This is a genomic window from Streptomyces sp. NPDC088706 (genome assembly GCF_044752765.1).
In the GTDB taxonomy this organism is placed as follows: Bacteria; Actinomycetota; Actinomycetes; order Streptomycetales; family Streptomycetaceae; genus Streptomyces.
Window position 1 is genome coordinate 988,559 of the sequence record NZ_JBIVLW010000001.1, and the last position, 19,913, is coordinate 1,008,471.

Here is a 19,913-nt window from a genome sequence, read left to right on the forward strand (position 1 = left end):
TGTTGCCCCAAGACGCGCTGACGAACGTGTGTCCGCCGAAGAGGAGAACGTCATGACCGCCGAGACCGAGCCCACCACCCAGTCCCCCGGCTCCTGCTGCTCACCCACCGGTTCCTGCCACGGCGACGCCGCCGACGTGCGGATCGAGCCGACGGACTCGGTCACCACGGTGTACGAGGTGAAGGGCATGACCTGTGGCCACTGCGAAGGCGCCGTGTCGGAGGAGATCTCCGCGCTCGGGGGTGTGACGTCCGTCAAGGCCGTCGCCTCCACCGGCCGCGTCACCGTCTCCTCCAAGGCCCCGCTGGCCGAGGACGCAGTCCGCGCCGCCGTCGACGAGGCGGGTTACGAGCTCGTCGGCCGGGCCGCCTGAGCGCCGGCGCACCACCCGTTCACCGTCGGGCCGTACCTCACCAGCAGATACTGGTGAGGTACGGCCCGACCTGCGTTACCCAGGAGTTCGGACATGGCCAGCACAGCAGCAGCCGACCCTCCGGCCGCGGACGCCTCCGGAGCCGAGCTCATGATCGGCGGCATGACGTGCGCTTCGTGCGCCGCCCGCGTCGAGAAGAAGCTCAACCGGATGGACGGCGTGACCGCCACGGTGAACTACGCCACCGAGAAGGCGCGCGTCACTTTCGCGCAGGGGCTGGAGCTGGCGGACCTCGTCGCTACGGTCGAGAAGACCGGCTACACGGCCCGCCCCATCGCAACCCCGGTGCGGAAACCTGACCAGAAGCCGGAGCGGCTGCGAGGACCCGCACCGGGGCCCGAGCCTGAGCAGGGGCCCGAGCCAGGGCCGAGGCCCGAGCCAGGACCGAGGCCGGCGCAGGACCCCGAGCCCACGAATGCCCCCGAGCCGGCGCAGGACTCCGAGCCCCCGCAGGACCACGAGCGCCCGCAGCAGCCCCGGCCGGCCACCGCCCCCGCCCCGGCCGATGCCTCGACGGCGGCCGACGCCTCGACGGCGGTTGCTGAAGCGGAACAGGCCGCCTCCCTCGCCGCGCTCCGGCAGCGGCTCATCGTCTCCGCCGCCCTCAGCGTCCCCGTCGTCCTGCTCGCCATGGTGCCGGCCCTCCAGTTCGACCAGTGGCAGTGGCTCTCGCTGACCCTCGCCGCCCCCGTCGTCACCTGGGGCGGCCTCCCCTTCCACCGCGCCACCTGGACCAACCTCCGGCACGGCGCGGCCACCATGGACACCCTCGTCTCGATGGGCACCCTCGCCGCCTTCGGCTGGTCCCTGTGGGCCTTGTTCCTCGGGGACGCGGGGATGCCGGGCATGCGCCACGGGTTCGACCTCACCGTCTCGCGCGCCGACGCGAGCTCCACCATCTACCTGGAGGTCGCGGCAGGGGTCATCACGTTCATCCTGCTGGGCCGCTACCTGGAGGCGCGTGCGAAGCGGAGGGCCGGTGCCGCGCTCCGGGCGCTGATGCACCTGGGCGCCAAGGACGTCGCCGTGCTCAGAGACGGTAGGGAGGTACGCGTCCGAGCCGACCGGCTCGTCGTCGGGGACCGTTTCGTGGTCCGGCCCGGGGAGAAGATCGCCACCGACGGCACGGTCGTGGAGGGCAGCTCCGCCGTGGACGCCTCGATGCTCACCGGCGAGTCCGTACCCGTGGAGGTCACCGTCGGCGACCCGGTCACCGGAGCCACGATCAACGCCGGCGGCCGTCTCGTCGTGGCGGCCACCCGCATCGGCTCCGACACCCAACTCGCCCGCATGGCCCGCCTGGTCGAGGACGCCCAGAACGGCAAGGCAGCCGCCCAACGCCTCGCCGACCGCATCTCCGCCGTCTTCGTCCCCATCGTCATCGCTCTGGCACTGGGAACCCTGGGCCTCTGGCTCGGCAGCGGCGCCGGACCCACCGCGGCCTTCACCGCGGCCGTCGCCGTCCTGATCATCGCCTGCCCCTGCGCCCTCGGCCTCGCCACCCCCACCGCCCTCATGGTCGGCACCGGCCGAGGCGCCCAGCTCGGCATCCTCATCAAGGGCCCCGAAGTCCTCGAAACCACCCGCCGCGCCGACACCATCGTCCTGGACAAGACCGGCACCATCACCACCGGCAGGATGACCCTTCTCGCCGTCCACACCGCCGAAGGCACGGACGAGGACGACGTCCTGCGGCTGGCCGGTGCACTGGAACACTCCTCCGAGCACCCGATCGCCCAAGCCGTGGCAGCGGGCGCAACCGGCCGCCTGGGAACCACCCTCCCCACCCCCGAGGACTTCGCCAACATCCCCGGACTCGGCGTCCAGGGCGTCGTCGAAGGGCACGCCGTCCTCGTCGGCCGCCCCCGCCTCCTCGCCGACGCGGGCATCACCCTCCCTCGGGAGTTGGCCGCCGCCCTGGCGGACGCGGCGGAGCAGGGACGTACCGCGGTGGCCGTCGCCTGGGACGGGGCGGCCCGAGGCGTGCTCGGGGTGGCCGACGCCGTCAAGGAGGGCAGCGCGGACGCCGTGGCCCAGCTGCGGGCCCTGGGGCTGCGGCCCGTCCTGCTGACCGGCGACAACCGGGCGGTGGCCGACGCCGTGGCCCGCGAGGTGGGCATCGACGAGGTCCACGCCGAGGTGCTCCCCGAGGAGAAGGTCGACGTCGTCAAGCGCCTTCAGGCGGAGGGCCGGAGCGTGGCCATGGTCGGTGACGGGGTCAACGACGCGGCGGCCTTGACCACAGCGGACCTGGGGCTGGCGATGGGCACCGGGACGGATGCGGCGATCGAGGCGAGCGACCTCACGCTGGTTCGTGGAGATCTCAAGGTGATTGCTGACGCAATCCGCCTTTCCAGGCGTACTCTTTCCACCATCAGGGGCAACCTCTTCTGGGCCTTCGGCTACAACGTAGCGGCACTGCCCCTGGCTGCAAGTGGCCTGCTCAACCCGATGATCGCGGGAGCCGCCATGGCGTTTTCGTCCGTGTTCGTCGTCACGAACAGCCTCCGGTTGCGTGCCTTCACGTAACTTCCACAAAGAGATTTAGATCACACCGGATTCAGGGTAACCATCCGGTGGGTTCATGAGTCTTAGAGTGCGATGCCAGAGGATGTCTTGGGGGACGTCCGATGGAGTGTCTTGGGGGACGCTCCTGTGGCAAGCGTTGAGCCGGGGCACGTGCACCGGGGAGCTTTGAGCGGCCCTCCCGTGCGTACGTACCCCGGCAGACCGCAGCACGACAACGGGAGCTTCGGCTCCCTGCACAGACGCCCGGCCGGATCCCGTGGGGGGAATCCGCTCCGGGATATGGGAAGCGCCCTGACCGTCGACCCGTGGGGGGATCGGCGGCGGGGCGCTTCTCGCTTGTCCGGGGGCGCGGCCAGGGCACGCCGACAGCTCACCCCTCGCCCCCCTCGGACGCCGAATCGCCCCGGACACCGCGCTCTGTGCGAAGCGCGGTACGCGGGGCGAAGGCAGTCGGCCGAACAGGCCGGGCACTACGGGGTGGTGCGGAACCCGGTGGTGCGGTGGCGCGGGTCCGGTTCAGCGGCCCCCGACCAGGTGGTACGAGGCCGGGGTCAGCGGCCCTCGACCGGGACGAAGTCGCGCAGGACCTCGCCGGTGTAGATCTGGCGCGGGCGGCCGATGCGGGAACCTGGCTCCTTGATCATCTCGTGCCACTGGGCGATCCAGCCGGGAAGCCGGCCGAGCGCGAAGAGCACGGTGAACATCTCGGTCGGGAAGCCCATGGCCCGGTAGATCAGACCGGTGTAGAAGTCCACGTTGGGGTAGAGGTTGCGCGAGACGAAGTACTCGTCGGAGAGCGCGTGCTCCTCCAGCTTGAGCGCGATGTCGAGCAGCTCGTCGGACTTGCCGAGCGCGGACAGCACGTCGTGGGCAGCGGCCTTGATGATCTTGGCGCGCGGGTCGAACGACTTGTACACCCGGTGGCCGAAGCCCATCAGGCGGACGCCGTCCTCCTTGTTCTTCACCTTGCGGATGAAGGAGTCGACGTCGCCGCCGTTGGCCTGGATGCCTTCCAGCATCTCCAGCACCGACTGGTTGGCGCCGCCGTGCAGGGGGCCCCACAGCGCCGAGATGCCGGCGGAGATCGAGGCGAACATGTTCGCCTGCGAGGAGCCGACCAGACGCACGGTGGAGGTCGAACAGTTCTGCTCGTGGTCCGCGTGCAGGATGAGCAGCTTGTCCAGGGCCGAGACGACGACCGGGTCCAGCTCGTACTCCTGGGCGGGGACCGAGAAGGTCATGCGCAGGAAGTTCTCGACGTACCCGAGGTCGTTGCGCGGGTAGACGAAGGGGTGCCCGATCGACTTCTTGTACGCGTACGCGGCGATCGTCGGCAGCTTGGCCAGCAGGCGGATCGTCGAGAGGTGGCGCTGCTCCTCGTCGAACGGGTTGTGGCTGTCCTGGTAGAACGTGGACAGCGCGCTGACGACCGAGGACAGCATGGCCATCGGGTGGGCGTCACGCGGGAAGCCGTCGAAGAAGCGCTTGACGTCCTCGTGCAGCAGCGTGTGCTGGGTGATCTCGTTCCGGAAGGTCGCCAGCTCGTCGACCTTCGGGAGGTCGCCGTTGATCAGCGTGTACGCCACCTCAAGGAACGACGAGCGCTCGGCGAGCTGCTCGATCGGGTATCCGCGGTAGCGCAGGATGCCCTGCTCGCCGTCGAGGTACGTGATGGCGGATTTATAGGCGGCGGTGTTGCCGTACCCGCTGTCCAGCGTCACCAGGCCGGTATGGGCCCGGAGCTTCCCGATGTCGAAGCCCTTGTCGCCGACGGTGCTGTCGATCACCGGGTAGGTGTACTCGTCATCGCCGTACCGCAGTACTACAGCGTTGTTGGTGTGCTCGCTCACGTCATCCCTCACCGACGTAGTGCCTCTTCTTCGAGGTGCCCTGACTGTTTCCACCCTCCCCCATTCGGCTCAGGAGAGTGCACTCGGGGTCGTCCATTGGACCTACTGGCGGCACTCAGTGCCGCCAACTTACTCATCCTGCCCCCTTGACTGCGGTTCTGGAAGCCCTCCGTGATGTTTCCCACCGTTTTGATCGATCATTTTTGCGCAAGGGTCACGCGAAGTGTTCTCCCGAACCGCCCCGCAGCCGGAAATCCAGCGCCGTACAGCGCCTGCCTGCGGAAACCGTGCGGACGGCCTGGCCGATCGCCTTACGGGACCCGACCAGGACCACGAGCTTCTTGGCCCGGGTCACGGCCGTGTAGAGCAGGTTGCGCTGGAGCATCATCCAGGCGCTGTTGGTGACGGGGATGACGACGGCCGGATACTCGCTGCCCTGGGAGCGGTGGATCGTCATCGCGTAGGCGTGGGCGAGCTCGTCCAGCTCGTCGAAGTCGTAGGGGATCTCCTCGTCCTCGTCGGTGCGGACGGTGAGCTTCTGCTCGTCCACATCCAGGGCGGTGACGACGCCGACCGTGCCGTTGAAGACGCCGTTCTCGCCCTTGTCGTAGTTGTTGCGGATCTGGGTGACCTTGTCGCCGACCCGGAAGACGCGGCCGCCGAACCGCTTCTCGGGGAGGTCGGGACGGCCCGGGGTGATGGCCTGCTGGAGCAGCCCGTTCAGATTCCCCGCACCGGCCGGGCCGCGGTGCATCGGGGCGAGGACCTGCACGTCACGGCGGGGGTCGAGGCCGAACTTGGCCGGGATGCGGCGGGCCGCCACATCCACGGCGAGCTTGCCGGCGTCCTCCGTCTCGTCCTCCACGAAGAGGAAGAAGTCGCTCAGCCCCTCGGTGAGCGGCGGCTGCCCGGCGTTGATCCGGTGGGCGTTGGTCACGACACCGGACTGCTGGGCCTGCCGGAAGATCCGGGTGAGCCGGACGGCGGGGACCGGGCTGCCCTCGGCGAGCAGATCGCTCAGCACCTCCCCCGCGCCGACCGAGGGCAGCTGGTCGACATCGCCGACGAGGAGGAGGTGGGCACCGGGTGCCACCGCCTTCACGAGCTTGTTGGCGAGCAGCAGATCGAGCATCGAGGCCTCGTCGACCACCACCAGATCGGCGTCCAGCGGACGGTCCCGGTCGTACGCCGCGTCCCCGCCCGGCTTCAACTCCAGCAGCCGGTGCACGGTGGACGCCTCGGCCCCGGTCAGCTCGGCCAGCCGCTTGGCGGCGCGGCCGGTGGGCGCCGCCAGCACCACCTTCGCCCGCTTGGCCCGCGCCAGCTCGACGATGGACCGCACGGTGAACGACTTCCCGCAGCCGGGCCCGCCGGTCAGGACGGCCACCTTCCGGCTGAGCGCGAGCCGTACGGCCTCCTCCTGCTCGGGCGCGAGCGTGGCCCCCGTACGCGTGGCGAGCCAGGCCAGCGCCTTGTCCCAGTCCACGTCCTGGAAGGCCTCCATCCGGTCCTCCCCCGTCCTCAGCAGCCGCCGCACCTGCCCGGCGAGGGAGAGCTCGGCCCGGTGGAACGGCACCAGATAGACAGCGGTGACCGGCTCACCGCCCTCCGGCGACGGCACCTTCTCCCGTACGACACCTTCCGGATCGGCGACCAGCTCGGCCAGGCACTCGATGACCAGCCCGGTGTCGACCTGGAGCAGCTTGACCCCGTCCGCGATGAGCCGCTCCTCGGGGAGGTAGCAGTGCCCCTGGTCGGAGGACTGGGACAGGGCGTACTGGAGGCCGGCCTTGACCCGCTCGGGGCTGTCGTGCGGGATGCCGACCGCCTGGGCGATCTTGTCGGCGGTGAGGAACCCGATGCCCCAGACGTCGGCGGCCAGCCGGTAGGGCTGGTTCTTGACGACGGAGATCGAGGCGTCCTCGTACTTCTTGTAGATGCGGACGGCGATGGAGGTGGAGACGCCGACGCCCTGGAGGAAGACCATGACCTCCTTGATCGCCTTCTGCTCCTCCCACGCGGCCGCGATCATCTTCGTGCGCTTGGGGCCGAGGCCGGGGACCTCGACGAGCCGCTTCGGTTCGTTCTCGATGATGTCGAGGGTGTCCGGGCCGAAGTGGGTGGTGATCCGGTCGGCCATCACCGGCCCGATGCCCTTGATCAGCCCGGAGCCGAGATAGCGGCGGATGCCCTGGATGGTGGCGGGCAGGACGGTGGTGTAGTTCTCGACGGTGAACTGCTTGCCGTACTGGGAGTGCGAGCCCCAACGGCCCTCCATCCGCAGCGACTCGCCGACCTGGGCGCCGAGCAGCGCACCGACCACCGTGAGGAGGTCGCCGGCCCCGCGCCCGGTGTCGACGCGGGCGACCGTGTAACCGTTCTCCTCGTTGGCGTACGTGATCCTCTCCAGGACCCCTTCGACGACGGCCATGTTGGACATGACCCGACGCTACCGGGTGCCACTGACAACGCGGCTCGCGGGCCCGGAGGCCACGCGCACCTCACGCACCTCACGGACCTCACGGACCTCACGGACCTCACGGACTCGCGGACTTGCGGACCTCGCGGACCTCACGGACTCGCGGACCTCACGGACCTCACCGACCTACGGACCTCACGCCGCTGCCGGCCGCCTTCCTCGGTCTGTGGGGCTACGGGCCGATCTCGCTGATCGGCTGAGGCAGCGCCCCCTCCAACCGGGAACCCCTGCTCTCCGCGATCCGCTTGACCTGCTCCAGTGACTCACTCAACCGCCGGGCGAGGAAGTGGAGTTGTGGTGTGGTAGCGCCGGGCTCCGCCAACAGGTCAGCGGCGTGGCCGAGCAGTTCGACGGCCATGTCGAGCTGGATCTCCTCCACCTCGTCGGCCTTCCGCGACACGTAACCGGTGCCGTCCCCCACGACGTAGCAGGGCTTCCCGTCCGTACCCGTCCACGGCAGCAGCCGCATGGCGGAGGCGTCGTGCCCACCGAACGCCCTCATGCGACGATCCCGGTTCCACCGCCGGAGCGGGCCGGCAGATCCACCCCACGCACCGCGACCCACAGCCGCCCGCCGCGCATGCGCTGCCGCCGCCGCTCAGCCGCCAGGGCCTCGGCGACCTGCCGCTCGTACGCCACGAAGTACGGGCGCACCAGCGGGCTGTCCTCCCCACGCGGGGGGCGCTCACCGGTCCGGTGGACGGTGGGCCCCCCGACGTACGCGCAGGAGTAGGGGTGGACGTACGCGTACGTGTCCCGTGGCGGCCGTGGGTGCTGCGCGAGGTGCAGAAAACGCAGCACCGGCTTCAGGAGCCGGACGACGGTGCGCTTCATGTGAGCCTGCTTTCTCAGGACGGCTGGACGTGGGGTGCCGCTTCTTTCCGTAGCGAACCCATCACAGAGTGGGGTCGGGAGTCGCTACGCTTCTAGGGGGTCGGGCATGACAGCACGCTGGTCAGATCGAGGAGTTGGGCGCGCATGAAGGCGAACGGACGGCCGCGTACGGCACGGCAGAAGTACGGCGAGGAGCTGCGGCTCCGACGTCTGGCCACCGGGCTGACACAGGAGGCCCTGGCCGAGCAGGTCGTCTGCTCGCCGACGCTCATCAGCCACTACGAGGCTGGGCGGCGGCTGCCGAACCCGGACGACGCGCAGCGGATCGACCGGGCGCTGGGGACGGACGGGTTCTTCGCGCGGTGGCTGGAGGACCTGGAGACGAAGTACAACGATCATTTCGCGGCTGTGGCGGAGTTGGAGCAGCAGGCGGTGCTCATCCAGCAGTTCGCGCTGACGCTCGTGCCCGGCCTGTTGCAGACGGATGGCTACGCGCGCGCCCTGTTCCAGGCGTACCGGCCCAACCACCGCCGGGAGGAGGTTGACCAGGACGTCGTCATCCGAACAGAACGTGCCCGCCTCCTCGACGGCCCGCTGAACCCGGTGGTGTGGACCCTGCTGGACGAGGCGGTGCTGCGGCGGCGGGTCGGCGGCCCCCAGGTGATGGCCGCGCAGCTGCGGAAGGTCGCGGACATGGCCGAGGCCGGACGGCTGCGGCTGCACGTGCTGCCGTTCGATGCCGGGGCCCACTCCCTCCAGGAGAGCCTGCTGACGCTGATGAGCTTCGCGGACTCCGCGCCGGTGGCGTACGTCGAGGGCTTCCAGACCGGTAACTTGATGGACGATCCGCGCTTGGTGGCGTCCAGTCGCACGGCCTACGATCTCGCCCTGAGCGACGCGTTGTCGCACCAGGAGTCGGTGGCCCGCGTGCGGGCCGCAGCGGAGGAGCACGAACATGGTCAGCAGTAGGCGGAGCGTTGCGGACGCGTCCACCCTCACGGGCTGGTTCAAGTCCAGCTACAGCGGCGGGAGCCAGGGCGAGTGCCTTGAGGTCGCCCGCGGCCACGCCACCGTCCCCGTACGCGACAGCAAGACCCCCGCCGGTCCCGCGCTGGCCTTCTCCCCCCAGGGCTGGTCCCGGTTCGTCATGGCCGTCAAGGGCGGCGAGCTCTCCGGCTGACAGTCGCACGGCCTACGATCTCGCCCTGAGCGACGCGTTGTCGCACCAGGAGTCGGTGGCCCGCGTGCGGGCCGAACGTCGTGTTCATCTCCGCCGCGGCCGGGGCGGTGGGCAGCGTCGCCGGGCAGCTGGCCCGCAAGCTCGGGGCGGCCAAGGTGTGATCGGTTCGGCCGGCGGGCCGGAGAAGGCGAAGAAGCTGGTGACGGACTTCGGGTACGACGCGGCCATCGACTACCGCGCGGGCTCCCTGGACGAACAGCTGACCCGGGCCGCGCCGGAGGGCATCGACGTCTACCTCGACAGCGTGGGCGGTGACCACCTGACCGCAGCCATCCGGACGATGAATCCCGGGGGCCGGATCGCGCTGGTCGGCGCGATCGGCGACTACAACGCCACCGGGCCGACGGCGGGCCACCACCTGTTCCCGGCGGCGGCCAAGGAGCTCACCCTGCGCGGCATGCTCGTGGGCAGCTACTTCCATCTCTTCCCCGAGTGGATCGGGCGGGCGGCGAGCTGGCTCGCCGACGGCACGCTGCACACCGAGCAGACGGTGTTCGAGGGCATCGACCAGGCCCCGGCCGCGTTCCTCGGCCTGATGCGCGGCGCCAACACCGGCAAGATGCTCGTGCGACTGGACGGGTGACGGGCATGGCACAGCACGCGCTGCTGGTCCTCGCCCACCCGCGCGGCGATTCCCTCACCGCGTGGATCGCCCAGGGCGCCCGGGCCCGCCTGGTGGCCGACGGGTACACCGTCGACCTGCTCGACCTGTACGCCGAAGGGTTCGACCCCCGTACCGGCACCGCCGACGAGCCGGACTGGACGAACCGGGACAAGGAGTACTCGCCCGAGGTCCGGCTCCACACGGGTCGCATCGAGGCGGCCGACCTCATCGTCGTGGTCTTCCCCGTCTGGTGGTTCGGCCTCCCGGCCATCCTCAAGGGCTGGATCGACCGGGTGTGGAACTACGGCTTCGCGTACGGCCGCAGCCGGCCCCGCCTGGAAGGCAAGCGGATGCTCTGGCTCGGACTGTCCAGCTACTCGCGCGAGCAGTTCGCCGGGGCCGGCTGGGACGTACTGATCGACCGCCAGCTCCGGGTGGGCATCTCGGAGTTCTGCGGTATCAAGAACGCCTCGGTGGAGTTCGTCCACGACTCCCTGAGCGCCGACCCCCGGCGGCTCGCCGAAGCGGACGCCGCCCTCGCCTCGTTCACCGCACGTGAAGGGATCACCACATGAGCGACCAGCGCACCCTCATCAACCCGGCCGGGCTGCACGACCCCACGGCGTTCGGCTACAGCCACGCCGCCTCGGCACCCGGCGAGCTCGTCTTCATCGCCGGCCAGTACGCCTCCGACGAGACGGGCCAGGTCGTCCCCGGCGACTTCGCCGCGCAGGTCGAGCGGTCCTTCGACAACCTGCGCCTCGCGCTCGCCGGCGCCGGTCTCGGCTTCGAGCACGTCGTACGGCTGGGCTCGTACGTCGTCGACCACGACCTGGCGAAGCTGGAGGTCCTCGGGAAGGCGCTGAACCGCCACTGGTCCGACCGGCTCCCGGCCCAGACACTCAGCGGGGTCGCCTCGCTCGCCCTGCCGGGGATGCTCTTCGAGATCGACGCGACAGCGGTCCGCCCACCCGGTCGGCCCTGACGGCGCGGCGGCGCCGGATGCGGCAGGTGCCGAACCGGGGTGGCCGTCCGCCGCGCGAACCTTCGCGCGGGCGGGCGGCCCCCGGCTGTCGTTCTTCTCCGAGACGGTGTGCCGGACGCGCGCCCGCGCAGCCGAGGGGACCGGGACGCCCCGGTCGACCTCATTGACAGCGGGGTGTCCCGCTGCCACCGTCTCATCTGACGGCGGCAGTTCCCGGACCGAAGCCGCGAGGGTCCGTCGCGCGCACCTCCCCCGGACCCCACCCCGGGCACCACCCCCACACCCGCGTCTCCCCCACAGTCGGGCCGCCGTCACGTGGGAGCGCTCCCAGAGAAGGGCCGCACTCGTGAGAAGACTCCTGCGTACGCTCGCCGCCTCGGCGTTCGCCTGTCTGCTGCTCCCCCTCGGCACCGGACAGAGCAGCGCCGCCGCGTCGGCCGACCCGGTCGGCATGACCAGCGGTCTCTATACGGACCCGCACTCCAGTCCCGCCGTCTGGGCCGCGGCCAACCCCGGTGACGGGCGGGCCGCCGCCATCCGGGACTCCATCGCCTCCCGGCCCATGGCCCGCTGGTTCGGCGCCTGGAGCGGGGACATCGGGGCCGCGGTCGGCTCCTACGTGGGCGCCGCGGACGCCGCGGACAAGCTGCCCGTGCTGATCGCGTACAACATCCCCGGCCGCGACGCCTGCGGCGGGCACTCCGGCGGGGGCGCCGGCACCCCGGCGGCGTACCGGTCCTGGATCTCCGCCTTCGCCTCGGCCATCGGCTCGCGGCCCGCACTGGTGGTGATCGAGCCCGACTCGCTGGGCGACTTCAGCTGTATGGGCCAGGGGCAGATCGATGAGCGCAACGCGATGCTCAGGGACGCGCTGGCCCGGTTCCGCGACCGCGCACCCCACACCTGGACCTACCTGGACGCCGGCAACCCCGCCTGGATCGGCGCGGCCACCATGGCCCAGCACCTCGAAGGCGCCGGTGCCCGGCAGGCGCACGGCTTCTCGCTGAACATCTCCAACTACTTCGCCACCGGCGAGAACACCGCCTACGGCAACGCGGTCAACAGCGCGCTGTCGGCGTCCTACGGCTACTCCAAGCCGTACGTCATCGACACCAGCCGCAACGGCAACGGCTCCGACGGCCAGTGGTGCAACCCCGGCGGACGCAGGATCGGAACCCCCGGCCGGACGGGCGGCGGCGCCGAGATGCTGCTCTGGCTGAAGACCCCCGGGGAGTCCGACGGCGACTGCGGCGTCGGCGCCGGTTCGGCGGCCGGGCAGTTCCTGCCGGAGGTGGCCCACAAGATGATCTTCGGGTACTGAGAAGCGGGGCGGCCGGCAGGAGGTCCGGCGCACCTGCGGCACACGAACGACTTCGCGGCGGCGAAGCTGTACGCCGAGGCCGCCCGCCAGGCCCCGGACCTCGCCGGACGCGACCACCTGACCCGCTGGGCCGCCCGCCTCAACTCCCGTGCGGAGTGAGAGGAGTCAAGGACTCCGTGTCCCGTCCGTCACCCGCTCAAGGCCGTAGAAGTCGGCCACGCAGCCGCCCGGCCAGTAGTTGGCCCCGCCCCGGCTGAACGGCTCCAGCATGCTGCTGATGACGAGCCGTTCGTAGGGCATCACCCGCTCGCCGCTCGCCGCCCCCTCCCGCAGCCGCCGGTCCTGGGCGTCCCACTTCTGCGCCCGGGCCCGCATGCTGGTGTCCAGGTTGAGCAGCGAGACGGCCGGCCCGAAGCAGACCAGGACGCAGAGCGCGGCGCACACGGCCTTCACCGGGGCGGTACGGCGCGCGTGCTGCCGGACCGCGAGGCCCAGCAGCGCCCCGGCCGCGACGAGGAGGACCACGTACAGCAGGAGGTAGTCGTTCCAGAGCCGGTTGGCGGCCGGGTCGCTCACCCGCTCCTGGAACACCGGGTACGCGATCACCGTGCACAGGTAGCCGGAGACCAGGAGCGTGAGCAGGGCGGTCCAGGCGAGCAGGGGCCAGCGGGCCGGCAGGGCGGGTGTACGGCCGTCCCGGCGTCCGCGGAGCAGGCCGAGCAGCACGCCCACCGCGACCGCGCCGACGTACTGCCACGTCGTGACCACCTGGACGGTGATCTCCGCGAAGGCGCGCAGCGAGGCCGCCAGTGAGTCCGGGGCGAGCAGCGAGGTGGTCCGTGCCCCGAACCGGTCCCGGCGGTGGGTGGAGCCGGGTGAGGTGAGCAGGACGAGGGCGCCCGCCACCGTTCCGGCGATGCCCGCCGCGCACCACAGACGGACGAACGCCCGGGCGGGGGCGGGGACCGCCCGGCCGCTCACGAGCAGCGTGGCCAGCAGCACCATCACCACCACGATCGCCGTCTCCTCCGAGAGGGTGGCGAGGAACGCGCCGGCGAGCAGGGCGACGGCGAGGGCGATGCCCTCGCCCAGCCGGGTGCGGGCGAGCAGCAGCGGGATCAGGGCGGCGCAGGCCAGGACGGGCGGCAGGGTGTGCGAGACCGAGGCGGCTGGCCAGTAGAACGTCTTGTACGTGTTCGGTGTGACGAACAGGAAGAGCGCGGTCGTCATCGCCGCCACCAGCAGCGGCAGCCCGCGCACCACCGTGATGCCGCCCCGGCGCAGCGCGACGACGCTCACCGCCCACAGGACCGCGAGCACCAGCACCCCGCTGACCAGGGGGAACCACTGGTGCCCGGCCAGCTGGAACTTCGCATAGGCGCCGACCGCCAGCGCGTTGGCGACGCGTCCGTTGTCGTCGAAGTAGAACTTGCCGGCCAGGCCGGTGATGCCGTCGTCCCGTACGGCGGGCAGGAAGCACCAGTCGTCGGCACCGGGCCGCACCCACCGGCCGAACCAGGAAGCGGCGGCGAGCAGGGCGAGGGGCGGGAGCGCGAGGGCGCTCACCCAGAGCGCGGTCCATGGCCGTGCGTTGTGCCCGTGCTCCGCACGCCGGATCTCACCGGTGTCCGTGGGGTCGTCCGGCACGGACGTGTCGGCGGGGCTCTCGGTCATCCTCTTCTCACCGGTCCTCGGAGGAGCGCACGGAGGTCTGGGGGGCGGTGGGCGTGGCCGTGGTCGTCCTCGGTGCGAGCGACCGGTCCGGTCCGGGCAGCGGCTGGGCCGGGCGCCCGGGTACGGAGACCTCGGGGGCCCCGGAGACCGTGGCGCGGCGGCCCGACATGATCGCCCACCGGGCCAGCAGGAACGAGACCGGGGTGACGATGACCCCGGCGGCCAGCGCGGCGAGGTTCTTGTCCATGCCGAGACCGCTGACCGCGCCGTAGAGCAGTGCTCCGGACGCCACCAGGTTGACCAGGCTGGAGACCGGGTAGCGGACGAACCCGTGCCAGGTGGGCTTCGTCCGGCAGGTGACGTAGGAGTTGAGGAGGAACGAGCAGACGATGCTGACCGCGTACCCCAGCGCATGGGCCACGAGGTAGGGGATCCAGCGGTTCAGCGAGGCGTAGACGCCCAGGTAGACGGCGGTGTTCACACAGCCGACGAGGACGAAGCTGCCGAACTGGCGTGCCGTGCGGGAGGGTCCGGGAGGGGTGGGCCCGTCCGGCTCCCCGATGAGCGGCGGGCGGCTCGGCGGGTGGCGCTCCGGCGGGGTCCGGCAGGTCGCGTCGGTCTCCCGCACCACATAGGGCGGGCGGTGTTTCGCCTCGTGGTAGATGCGGCCGACGTACTCGCCGATGACGCCGAGGGTGACGAGCTGGATGCCGCTGAGCGCGACGACGGCGGTGAGGAGGGTCGCGTAACCCGGGGTGTCCGCGCCGTGCAGGACGACGGTGACCACCGTCCACAGCGCGTACGCCAGGGCCGAGACGAAGACCCAGAAGCCGGTGTAGATGGCGAGGCGCAGGGGGCGGTTGTTGAAGGAGAGGAGGCCGTCGATGCCGTAGTTCAGCAGCCGTCTGCTCCCCCACTTCGACCGGCCGGCCACCCGCTCGCTGTTGTGGTAGCGGAAGCTGACCGTGTCGAAGCCGATCCAGGAGAAGATCCCCTTGGAGAACCGGTTGCTCTCGGGGAGGGAGAGGACGCTCTCCACGGCCCGCCGCGACAGCAGCCGGAAGTCGCCGGAGCCGTCGATGAGCTCCACGTCCATGCAGCGCCGCACCAGGGCGTAGTACGTATGGCTGAGGGTGCTGCGCACCACGCCCTCGCCCACCCGGTCGCGGCGCGGGATGACCTGGTCGTAGCCGTGGCGGTGCAGTTCGAGCATGCGCGGGATCAGCTCGGGCGGGTGCTGGAGGTCGGCGTCCATGATGACCACCGCCGCGCCGCGCGACATACGCAGACCGGCGAGCATGGCGGCCTCCTTGCCGAAGTTGCGGCTGAAGGCGGTGTAGTGGACGCGCTCGTCGCGCAGGGCGAGGGCGCTGAGGAGGTCCCGGGTGGCGTCGCCGCTGCCGTCGTCCACGTAGCAGATCTCGAAGGGGGTGCCGATCCCTTCGAGGGCGGTGAGCAGGGCGGTGTGGAAGGTGTCGAGCACCTCGGCCTCGTTGAAGCACGGCACGACGACGGAGAGCTGAAGGCCGTTCATGTGCATCCTCCGGACTTCGGCGGCCGGTCACCCGCGACACAGAGTAGTGTTTTGTTCCCTTTTAATAAGATTTCCCCATCCGAGGGGAGAGACCGGCCCTTCCCGCATCGGACGCGCGAGCCGCCGCACCCTTTCATCCGAACAGCGCAGACACTCTCCGGGGCTGGCGGCGAGCCGGAAGGCGGACGAGCTGCGCGGGGCGGGGTCGGTGGCGGAGGCGGACACGTTCGACAACCTGGCCAAGGCGGCGCTCGGGCGTCAGCTCCGGTCCGAGCAGGAGGCGAACGCGGCGATGCCGACGATCACCTCGCAGACCGAGGGTGGACAGGCTCAGGACCGGGCTCGACCAGATGAGGGCCAAGCTCTCCGAGCTGACGGCCAAGCGGGACGTGGAGGCCCGGCTGGCGGCCCTGAAGGCGGGGTCGTCGTAACCGCTCAGTACATGCTCAGCAGCTGCTCCACCGAGAGTTCCGCGGCCGGGGCCCCGGTCGGCAGGGCCAGTTCGAACCAGACGATCTTGCCGCGCGGGGTGCGGCGCGAGCCCCACGCCGCGCTGAGCAGACCGACCAGTTGCAGCCCGCGCCCGCCCTCGTCGGTGTCGCGGGCCCGGCGGCGGCGGGGCTGGACGAGGCCCGCGTCCCACACCTCGCAGACCAGGGTGCGGTCGCGCAGCAGCCGGAGCCGGATCTCGCCCTCGCCGTAGCGCAGGGCGTTGGTGACCAGCTCGCTGACGAGGAGTTCGGTGGTGTCGACCAGGTCGTCGAGGTCCCAGGCCAGGAGCTGGGAGCGGGCCAGTTCGCGGGCGCGCCCCACCGAGCGGGGTTCGCGCGGCAGCCGCCAGTCCCCGACCGCCTCCTCGGGCAGCCCCTGGATGCGGGCCATCAGCAGGGCGATGTCGTCCTCGCCGTGGCGGGTGTCGAGCGTGGAGAGGACGAAGTCGCAGGCGTCCTCCAGGGGCATCTGCGGTCCGGTCAGCACGGCGCGCAGGGCGTCCAGGCCCTCGTCGAGCGGCTGGTCGCGGGACTCCACGAGCCCGTCGGTGTAGAGGGTGAGCAGAGCGTTCTCGGCGAGCTCCACCTCCACCTCCTCGAACGGTTCGCCGCCGACGCCCAGCGGCATCCCCGGCGGTACGTCGATGAGCCGGGCGGGCCTGCCGGGTTCGACGACGGCCGGAGGCATGTGCCCGGCGTTGGCGACCGTACAGCGCCGGGTGACCGGGTCGTAGACCGCGTACACGCAGGTGGCGAGGTACACCTCGGAGAGGTCCGCCTCGCGGGACTTCTGCGCGGCGCGGGAGGGCCACTGGGCTCCCCCGCTGCCGCCGAGACCTTCGGAGCGCTCGCCGCCGCCCGGGGAACCGAGGCCGCGCGCCACCTCGTCCAGGGCGGAGAGCACCTCGGCCGGCTCCAGGTCGAGCAGGGCCAGGGTCCGTACGGCGGTGCGCAGTTCGCCCATCGCGACGGCGGCCCGCAGGCCCCGGCCCATGACGTCGCCGACGACCAGGGCGGTGCGGTGTCCTGGCAGTTCGATGACGTCGAACCAGTCGCCGCCGACCTCGGTGGCGGCGTTGCCGGGCAGATAGCGGCAGGCGATGTCGAGTCCGGCGGCCTCCGGGTCACCGGGCGGCAGCAGGCTGCGCTGGAGGATCAGGGCGCGTTCGTGTTCGCGGCGGTAGAGGCGGGCGTTGTCGATGCAGACGGCGGCGCGGGCGGCCAGCTCGGTGGCGAGCGCCCGGTCCCGCTCCCCGAAGGGCTCGCTCCCCTTCGTACGGGAGAACTGGACGAGCCCGACCACGGTGTCGTGGGCGACCATCGGCACGGCGAGCGTCGACTGCACGAACCCCATGTCGTCGCCGGGGACGTCCTCGACATGGCCCGAGCGCAGGGCCATCGCGCGGGGCGAGCCGAAGGGGAAGCGGTGGACCGAGCCGAGCGCGGGTGCCAGGTCGTCCGGTCCCGGGGCGCCGCCGCCCGCCACCGCGGTCGGCAGGGCGTCGGCGACGGCGCTGGCGTGGGCGACCCGGCGCAGCTCGGCCGAGCCGCCGCCGGACTGGCGGTGCGGGGGCGCCCAGGAGCCGGGCGCGGCCTCCTCGCCGGTGAGCAGGCCCTGGTAGAGGTCGACGGCGGCCAGGTCGCAGAAGCCGGGGACGGCCACGTCGAGGAGTTCGCGGGCGGTGGTCTCCAGGTCGAGGGAGTTGCCGATGCGGGCGCTGGCCTCGTTGAGGAGGGCGAGGTTGCGGCGGGCGCTGGCCGCCTCGCGGGCGGCGATGTGGCGGCGGGTGACATCGGTGGCGAGGCCGGCGACGCCGACGGGGCGGCCGGAGCCGCTGTGCACCCGGTAGAGGTTCATGGACCAGTGGCGGCGGCCGGTCCCGTTGGGGGTGGGTCCGACCAGCTGGAGGTCGGTGACCGACTCACCGGTCTCCAGGACGCGTTTCAGCGTGGCGGCCAGCCGGTCGGCCTCCGGTCCCGGGAGGTAGTCGTCGACCGTGCGGCCCCGGTGGTCGTCGGCCGCGCCGCCGAAGACCGTGGCGAACCGCTGGTTGGCCCGTACGACGGTGAAGTCCGGACCGAACAGCACGAAGCCGAAAGGCGATTGGCCGAATATGGCCTGCGAGGCGGCGAGGTCCGTCTCGATCCTCCGCAATGCCCGGACGTCCACGACGATACAGAGCGCGGCCCGGTCACCGTCCGCCGTCTCACTGGGCATCACATAGACTTCGGCGAGCCCGTGCGCACCGCCCTCGCCCGGCATCCGGAACGGGACGAGGCCCGTCCACTCCTTGCCGTCCAGGATCTCGCCGACCCGCCGGTGACCGTCCGAGCGCAGCTCGGCGGGCATGAAGGCCTCGACCGGGTCACGCCCTATCGCCTCGTCGGCGGCCATGCCGAAGAGGCCGGCGGCCCGGCGGCTCCACTGCTCGATCAGACCGTCGGGGCCGATCGAGAAGGAGGCGACCCTGATGTAGTCGTAGATCGAGCCGGGCGGACTGCTCTGCCACACGACGTCGCCCGTTGTCCCAGGTATTTCGCTCACGCGACCGTCCCCTCCAGCTCACCCACCGGACCGGTCCTGCCCGCAGTATTCAGCACTACGGCCCCGACCGACACGGCGTTCACGATCACAGCAAGGTCTCAGTCCCTTTCAGCCAGGTTCTGCCCGACCTCTGGTGATCGCTGTGCGTCCCTCCCCACTCCTAACCAGGGAGGGCGAGCTCGAACCACACCGTCTTGCCGCTCTTTCCGCGACGAGTCCCCCAGCGGCGCGCGGAGCAGGCCACGAGCTGTAGTCCTCGGCCACCCTCGTCGTCGGGTCCCGCACTGCGTTCGGTGGGTGGATCGGGAAGCGGATCGGAGACTTCCACCAGCAGTCCCGGGGCGGCGGGCGGGCGGTCGGCGAGCCGGAGGTCGGTGGCGAAGTCTCCGGTGAGCCCGCCCGATCCGTTGCCCGATCCGTTGCCCGAGCCCTTGGCCGACCCGCCACCCGGGCCGCCGTCCGGTCCGTTGCCCGAACCGTCCCGGTGCGAGCGCTCCAGTCGTACGCCGATGGGGCCGGAGGCGTAGCGGAGGGAGTTGGTGACCAGCTCGCTGACCAGCAGAACCGTCAGATCACCGACCGCCGCGTCCAGGCCCCAGCAGCCCAGGGCGTCACGGACGGCGTGCCGGGCGCTGCGCACGGAACCCGGTTCGGCGGGGAAGGTCCACTCGGCGCAGTCGCCTTCGGTATCGATCACGCCGATCACTTCCCAGGGCCGGCCACGGGCGCACCCCCACCGATAAATGGGGACTAATCAGCCCATACCCACCATTTGTTGCTTACTACCGCACAGAGTGGCGTTTGGTGCAGACGGAGGTACGAGTCCCCGTCGGCCGCGGGATGCGGATCAGCGCAGCTCGCCCGCGGCCCGGAGGTCGTCGAAGAGCAGCTGGTCCACGGGCGGCACGAGAGGCCGGTCGGCGTAGGAGAACCAGGCCGTCTCCTCGATCTCGCTGCTCGCGGCCGGCGTCCCGCGATAGTCGGCGTAGTAACAGCTCATCCGTACGAGGGGGGCGTCCGGACCGTCATGGGCGTGCGCCTCGTACGTACCGGCGTGGACGGCGGTCTCCGGGATCAGGCCGACCGTCAGCTCCTCCTCGATCTCGCGCACGAGGGTCTCCAGGTCGCTCTCGTCCCCCTCGCGCTTGCCGCCCGGGATGTAGAAGACGTCCTTGCCCTTGGGGCGGGCGCAGAGAATCCTGCCGTCCTCGATCCGCACCCATGCCACCGTGTCGATCAGCACCGACGCCACTCAGCCTCACTCCGCCCTCGCTCGCCGCGTCCGGGACGCTCGTATCCGGGACGCTCGTATCCGGGACGCTCGTATCCGGGACGCTCGTATCCGGGACGCTCGTATCCGGGACGCTCGTATCCGGGACGCTCGTATCCGGACG

General features: G+C 71.2%; 17 protein-coding genes and 1 pseudogene. 9 read left to right on the forward strand and 9 right to left on the reverse strand.

The genetic code is table 11. The features are described from left to right. Window positions 1-52 precede the first annotated feature (52 nt). Window positions 53-373, forward strand: coding sequence for a heavy-metal-associated domain-containing protein (locus tag ACIQAK_RS04410; RefSeq protein WP_366387835.1), 321 nt, complete (start codon window positions 53-55; stop codon window positions 371-373). 93 nt (window positions 374-466) lie between these two features. Then, the gene (locus tag ACIQAK_RS04415; protein ID WP_401847762.1) at window positions 467-2,962 is read left to right on the forward strand and encodes a heavy metal translocating P-type ATPase; all 2,496 of its coding nucleotides are present in this window, start codon (window positions 467-469) and stop codon (window positions 2,960-2,962) included. Between the two features lie 551 nt (window positions 2,963-3,513). Here the strand turns inward: ACIQAK_RS04415 and ACIQAK_RS04420 are convergent. From ACIQAK_RS04420 to ACIQAK_RS04435, 4 genes are all read right to left on the reverse strand, one after another. Then, window positions 3,514-4,812 carry a citrate synthase gene (locus tag ACIQAK_RS04420; protein ID WP_366392625.1) on the reverse strand — a complete coding sequence of 433 codons (1,299 nt, stop codon included), beginning with the start codon at window positions 4,810-4,812 and terminating at the stop codon, window positions 3,514-3,516. Between the two features lie 214 nt (window positions 4,813-5,026). After that, window positions 5,027-7,252: an ATP-dependent RecD-like DNA helicase gene (locus ACIQAK_RS04425; protein WP_366392624.1), complete on the reverse strand. Its 2,226-nt coding sequence runs from the start codon at window positions 7,250-7,252 to the stop codon at window positions 5,027-5,029. A 211-nt stretch (window positions 7,253-7,463) separates the two neighbouring features. Further along, a complete protein-coding gene (locus ACIQAK_RS04430; RefSeq protein ID WP_366392623.1) occupies window positions 7,464-7,793 on the reverse strand; it encodes a hypothetical protein in 330 nt (109 codons plus the stop codon). Further along, window positions 7,790-8,125, reverse strand: a complete 336-nt coding sequence (locus ACIQAK_RS04435; protein ID WP_366392622.1) for a hypothetical protein — start codon at window positions 8,123-8,125, stop codon at window positions 7,790-7,792. The genes ACIQAK_RS04430 and ACIQAK_RS04435 overlap by 4 nt, the downstream gene beginning before the upstream one ends. A 144-nt stretch (window positions 8,126-8,269) precedes the next feature. Here ACIQAK_RS04435 and ACIQAK_RS04440 point away from each other — a divergent pair, with 144 nt between their 5' ends. From ACIQAK_RS04440 to ACIQAK_RS04465, 6 genes are all read left to right on the forward strand, one after another. After that, on the forward strand, window positions 8,270-9,094 hold the full coding sequence (locus tag ACIQAK_RS04440; protein WP_366392621.1) for a helix-turn-helix transcriptional regulator: 825 nt from the start codon (window positions 8,270-8,272) through the stop codon (window positions 9,092-9,094). Further along, window positions 9,081-9,305, forward strand: a complete 225-nt coding sequence (locus ACIQAK_RS04445) for a DUF397 domain-containing protein (protein ID WP_366392620.1) — start codon at window positions 9,081-9,083, stop codon at window positions 9,303-9,305. The genes ACIQAK_RS04440 and ACIQAK_RS04445 overlap by 14 nt, the downstream gene beginning before the upstream one ends. Window positions 9,306-9,462: 157 nt before the next feature. Continuing rightward, complete coding sequence (locus ACIQAK_RS04450; RefSeq protein ID WP_366392619.1) at window positions 9,463-9,948, forward strand: NADP-dependent oxidoreductase; 486 nt, start codon at window positions 9,463-9,465, stop codon at window positions 9,946-9,948. A 5-nt stretch (window positions 9,949-9,953) separates the two neighbouring features. Further along, the gene (locus ACIQAK_RS04455; protein ID WP_366392618.1) at window positions 9,954-10,544 is read left to right on the forward strand and encodes an NAD(P)H oxidoreductase; all 591 of its coding nucleotides are present in this window, start codon (window positions 9,954-9,956) and stop codon (window positions 10,542-10,544) included. Next, entirely contained in the window at window positions 10,541-10,954 is a 414-nt protein-coding gene (locus ACIQAK_RS04460; RefSeq protein WP_366392617.1) for a RidA family protein, read from the forward strand. The genes ACIQAK_RS04455 and ACIQAK_RS04460 overlap by 4 nt, the downstream gene beginning before the upstream one ends. A gap of 346 nt (window positions 10,955-11,300) precedes the next feature. After that, window positions 11,301-12,275: a glycoside hydrolase family 6 protein gene (locus tag ACIQAK_RS04465; protein ID WP_366392616.1), complete on the forward strand. Its 975-nt coding sequence runs from the start codon at window positions 11,301-11,303 to the stop codon at window positions 12,273-12,275. Between the two features lie 165 nt (window positions 12,276-12,440). Here ACIQAK_RS04465 and ACIQAK_RS04470 read toward each other — a convergent pair whose 3' ends face one another. Together ACIQAK_RS04470 and ACIQAK_RS04475 are read right to left on the reverse strand one after the other, a co-directional pair. Next, on the reverse strand, window positions 12,441-13,949 hold the full coding sequence (locus tag ACIQAK_RS04470; protein ID WP_366392615.1) for a DUF6056 family protein: 1,509 nt from the start codon (window positions 13,947-13,949) through the stop codon (window positions 12,441-12,443). Window positions 13,950-13,956: 7 nt separating this feature from the next. Then, window positions 13,957-15,483 carry a glycosyltransferase gene (locus ACIQAK_RS04475; RefSeq protein WP_366392614.1) on the reverse strand — a complete coding sequence of 509 codons (1,527 nt, stop codon included), beginning with the start codon at window positions 15,481-15,483 and terminating at the stop codon, window positions 13,957-13,959. A gap of 163 nt (window positions 15,484-15,646) precedes the next feature. Between ACIQAK_RS04475 and ACIQAK_RS04480 the strand changes: the two are divergent. Beyond that, window positions 15,647-15,872 (forward strand): annotated as a pseudogene (locus tag ACIQAK_RS04480) (PspA/IM30 family protein); the annotation flags it as partial. 46 nt (window positions 15,873-15,918) lie between these two features. Here ACIQAK_RS04480 and ACIQAK_RS04485 read toward each other — a convergent pair. The 3 genes from ACIQAK_RS04485 to ACIQAK_RS04495 form a co-directional block, all read right to left on the reverse strand. Further along, window positions 15,919-18,486 (reverse strand): SpoIIE family protein phosphatase, encoded by a 2,568-nt coding sequence (locus tag ACIQAK_RS04485; RefSeq protein WP_366392628.1) that lies wholly within the window; start codon window positions 18,484-18,486, stop codon window positions 15,919-15,921. A 193-nt stretch (window positions 18,487-18,679) separates the two neighbouring features. Next, complete coding sequence (locus ACIQAK_RS04490) at window positions 18,680-19,225, reverse strand: ATP-binding protein (protein WP_366392613.1); 546 nt, start codon at window positions 19,223-19,225, stop codon at window positions 18,680-18,682. A 141-nt stretch (window positions 19,226-19,366) separates the two neighbouring features. After that, a complete protein-coding gene (locus ACIQAK_RS04495) occupies window positions 19,367-19,771 on the reverse strand; it encodes an NUDIX domain-containing protein (protein WP_366392612.1) in 405 nt (134 codons plus the stop codon). Window positions 19,772-19,913: the final 142 nt, after the last annotated feature.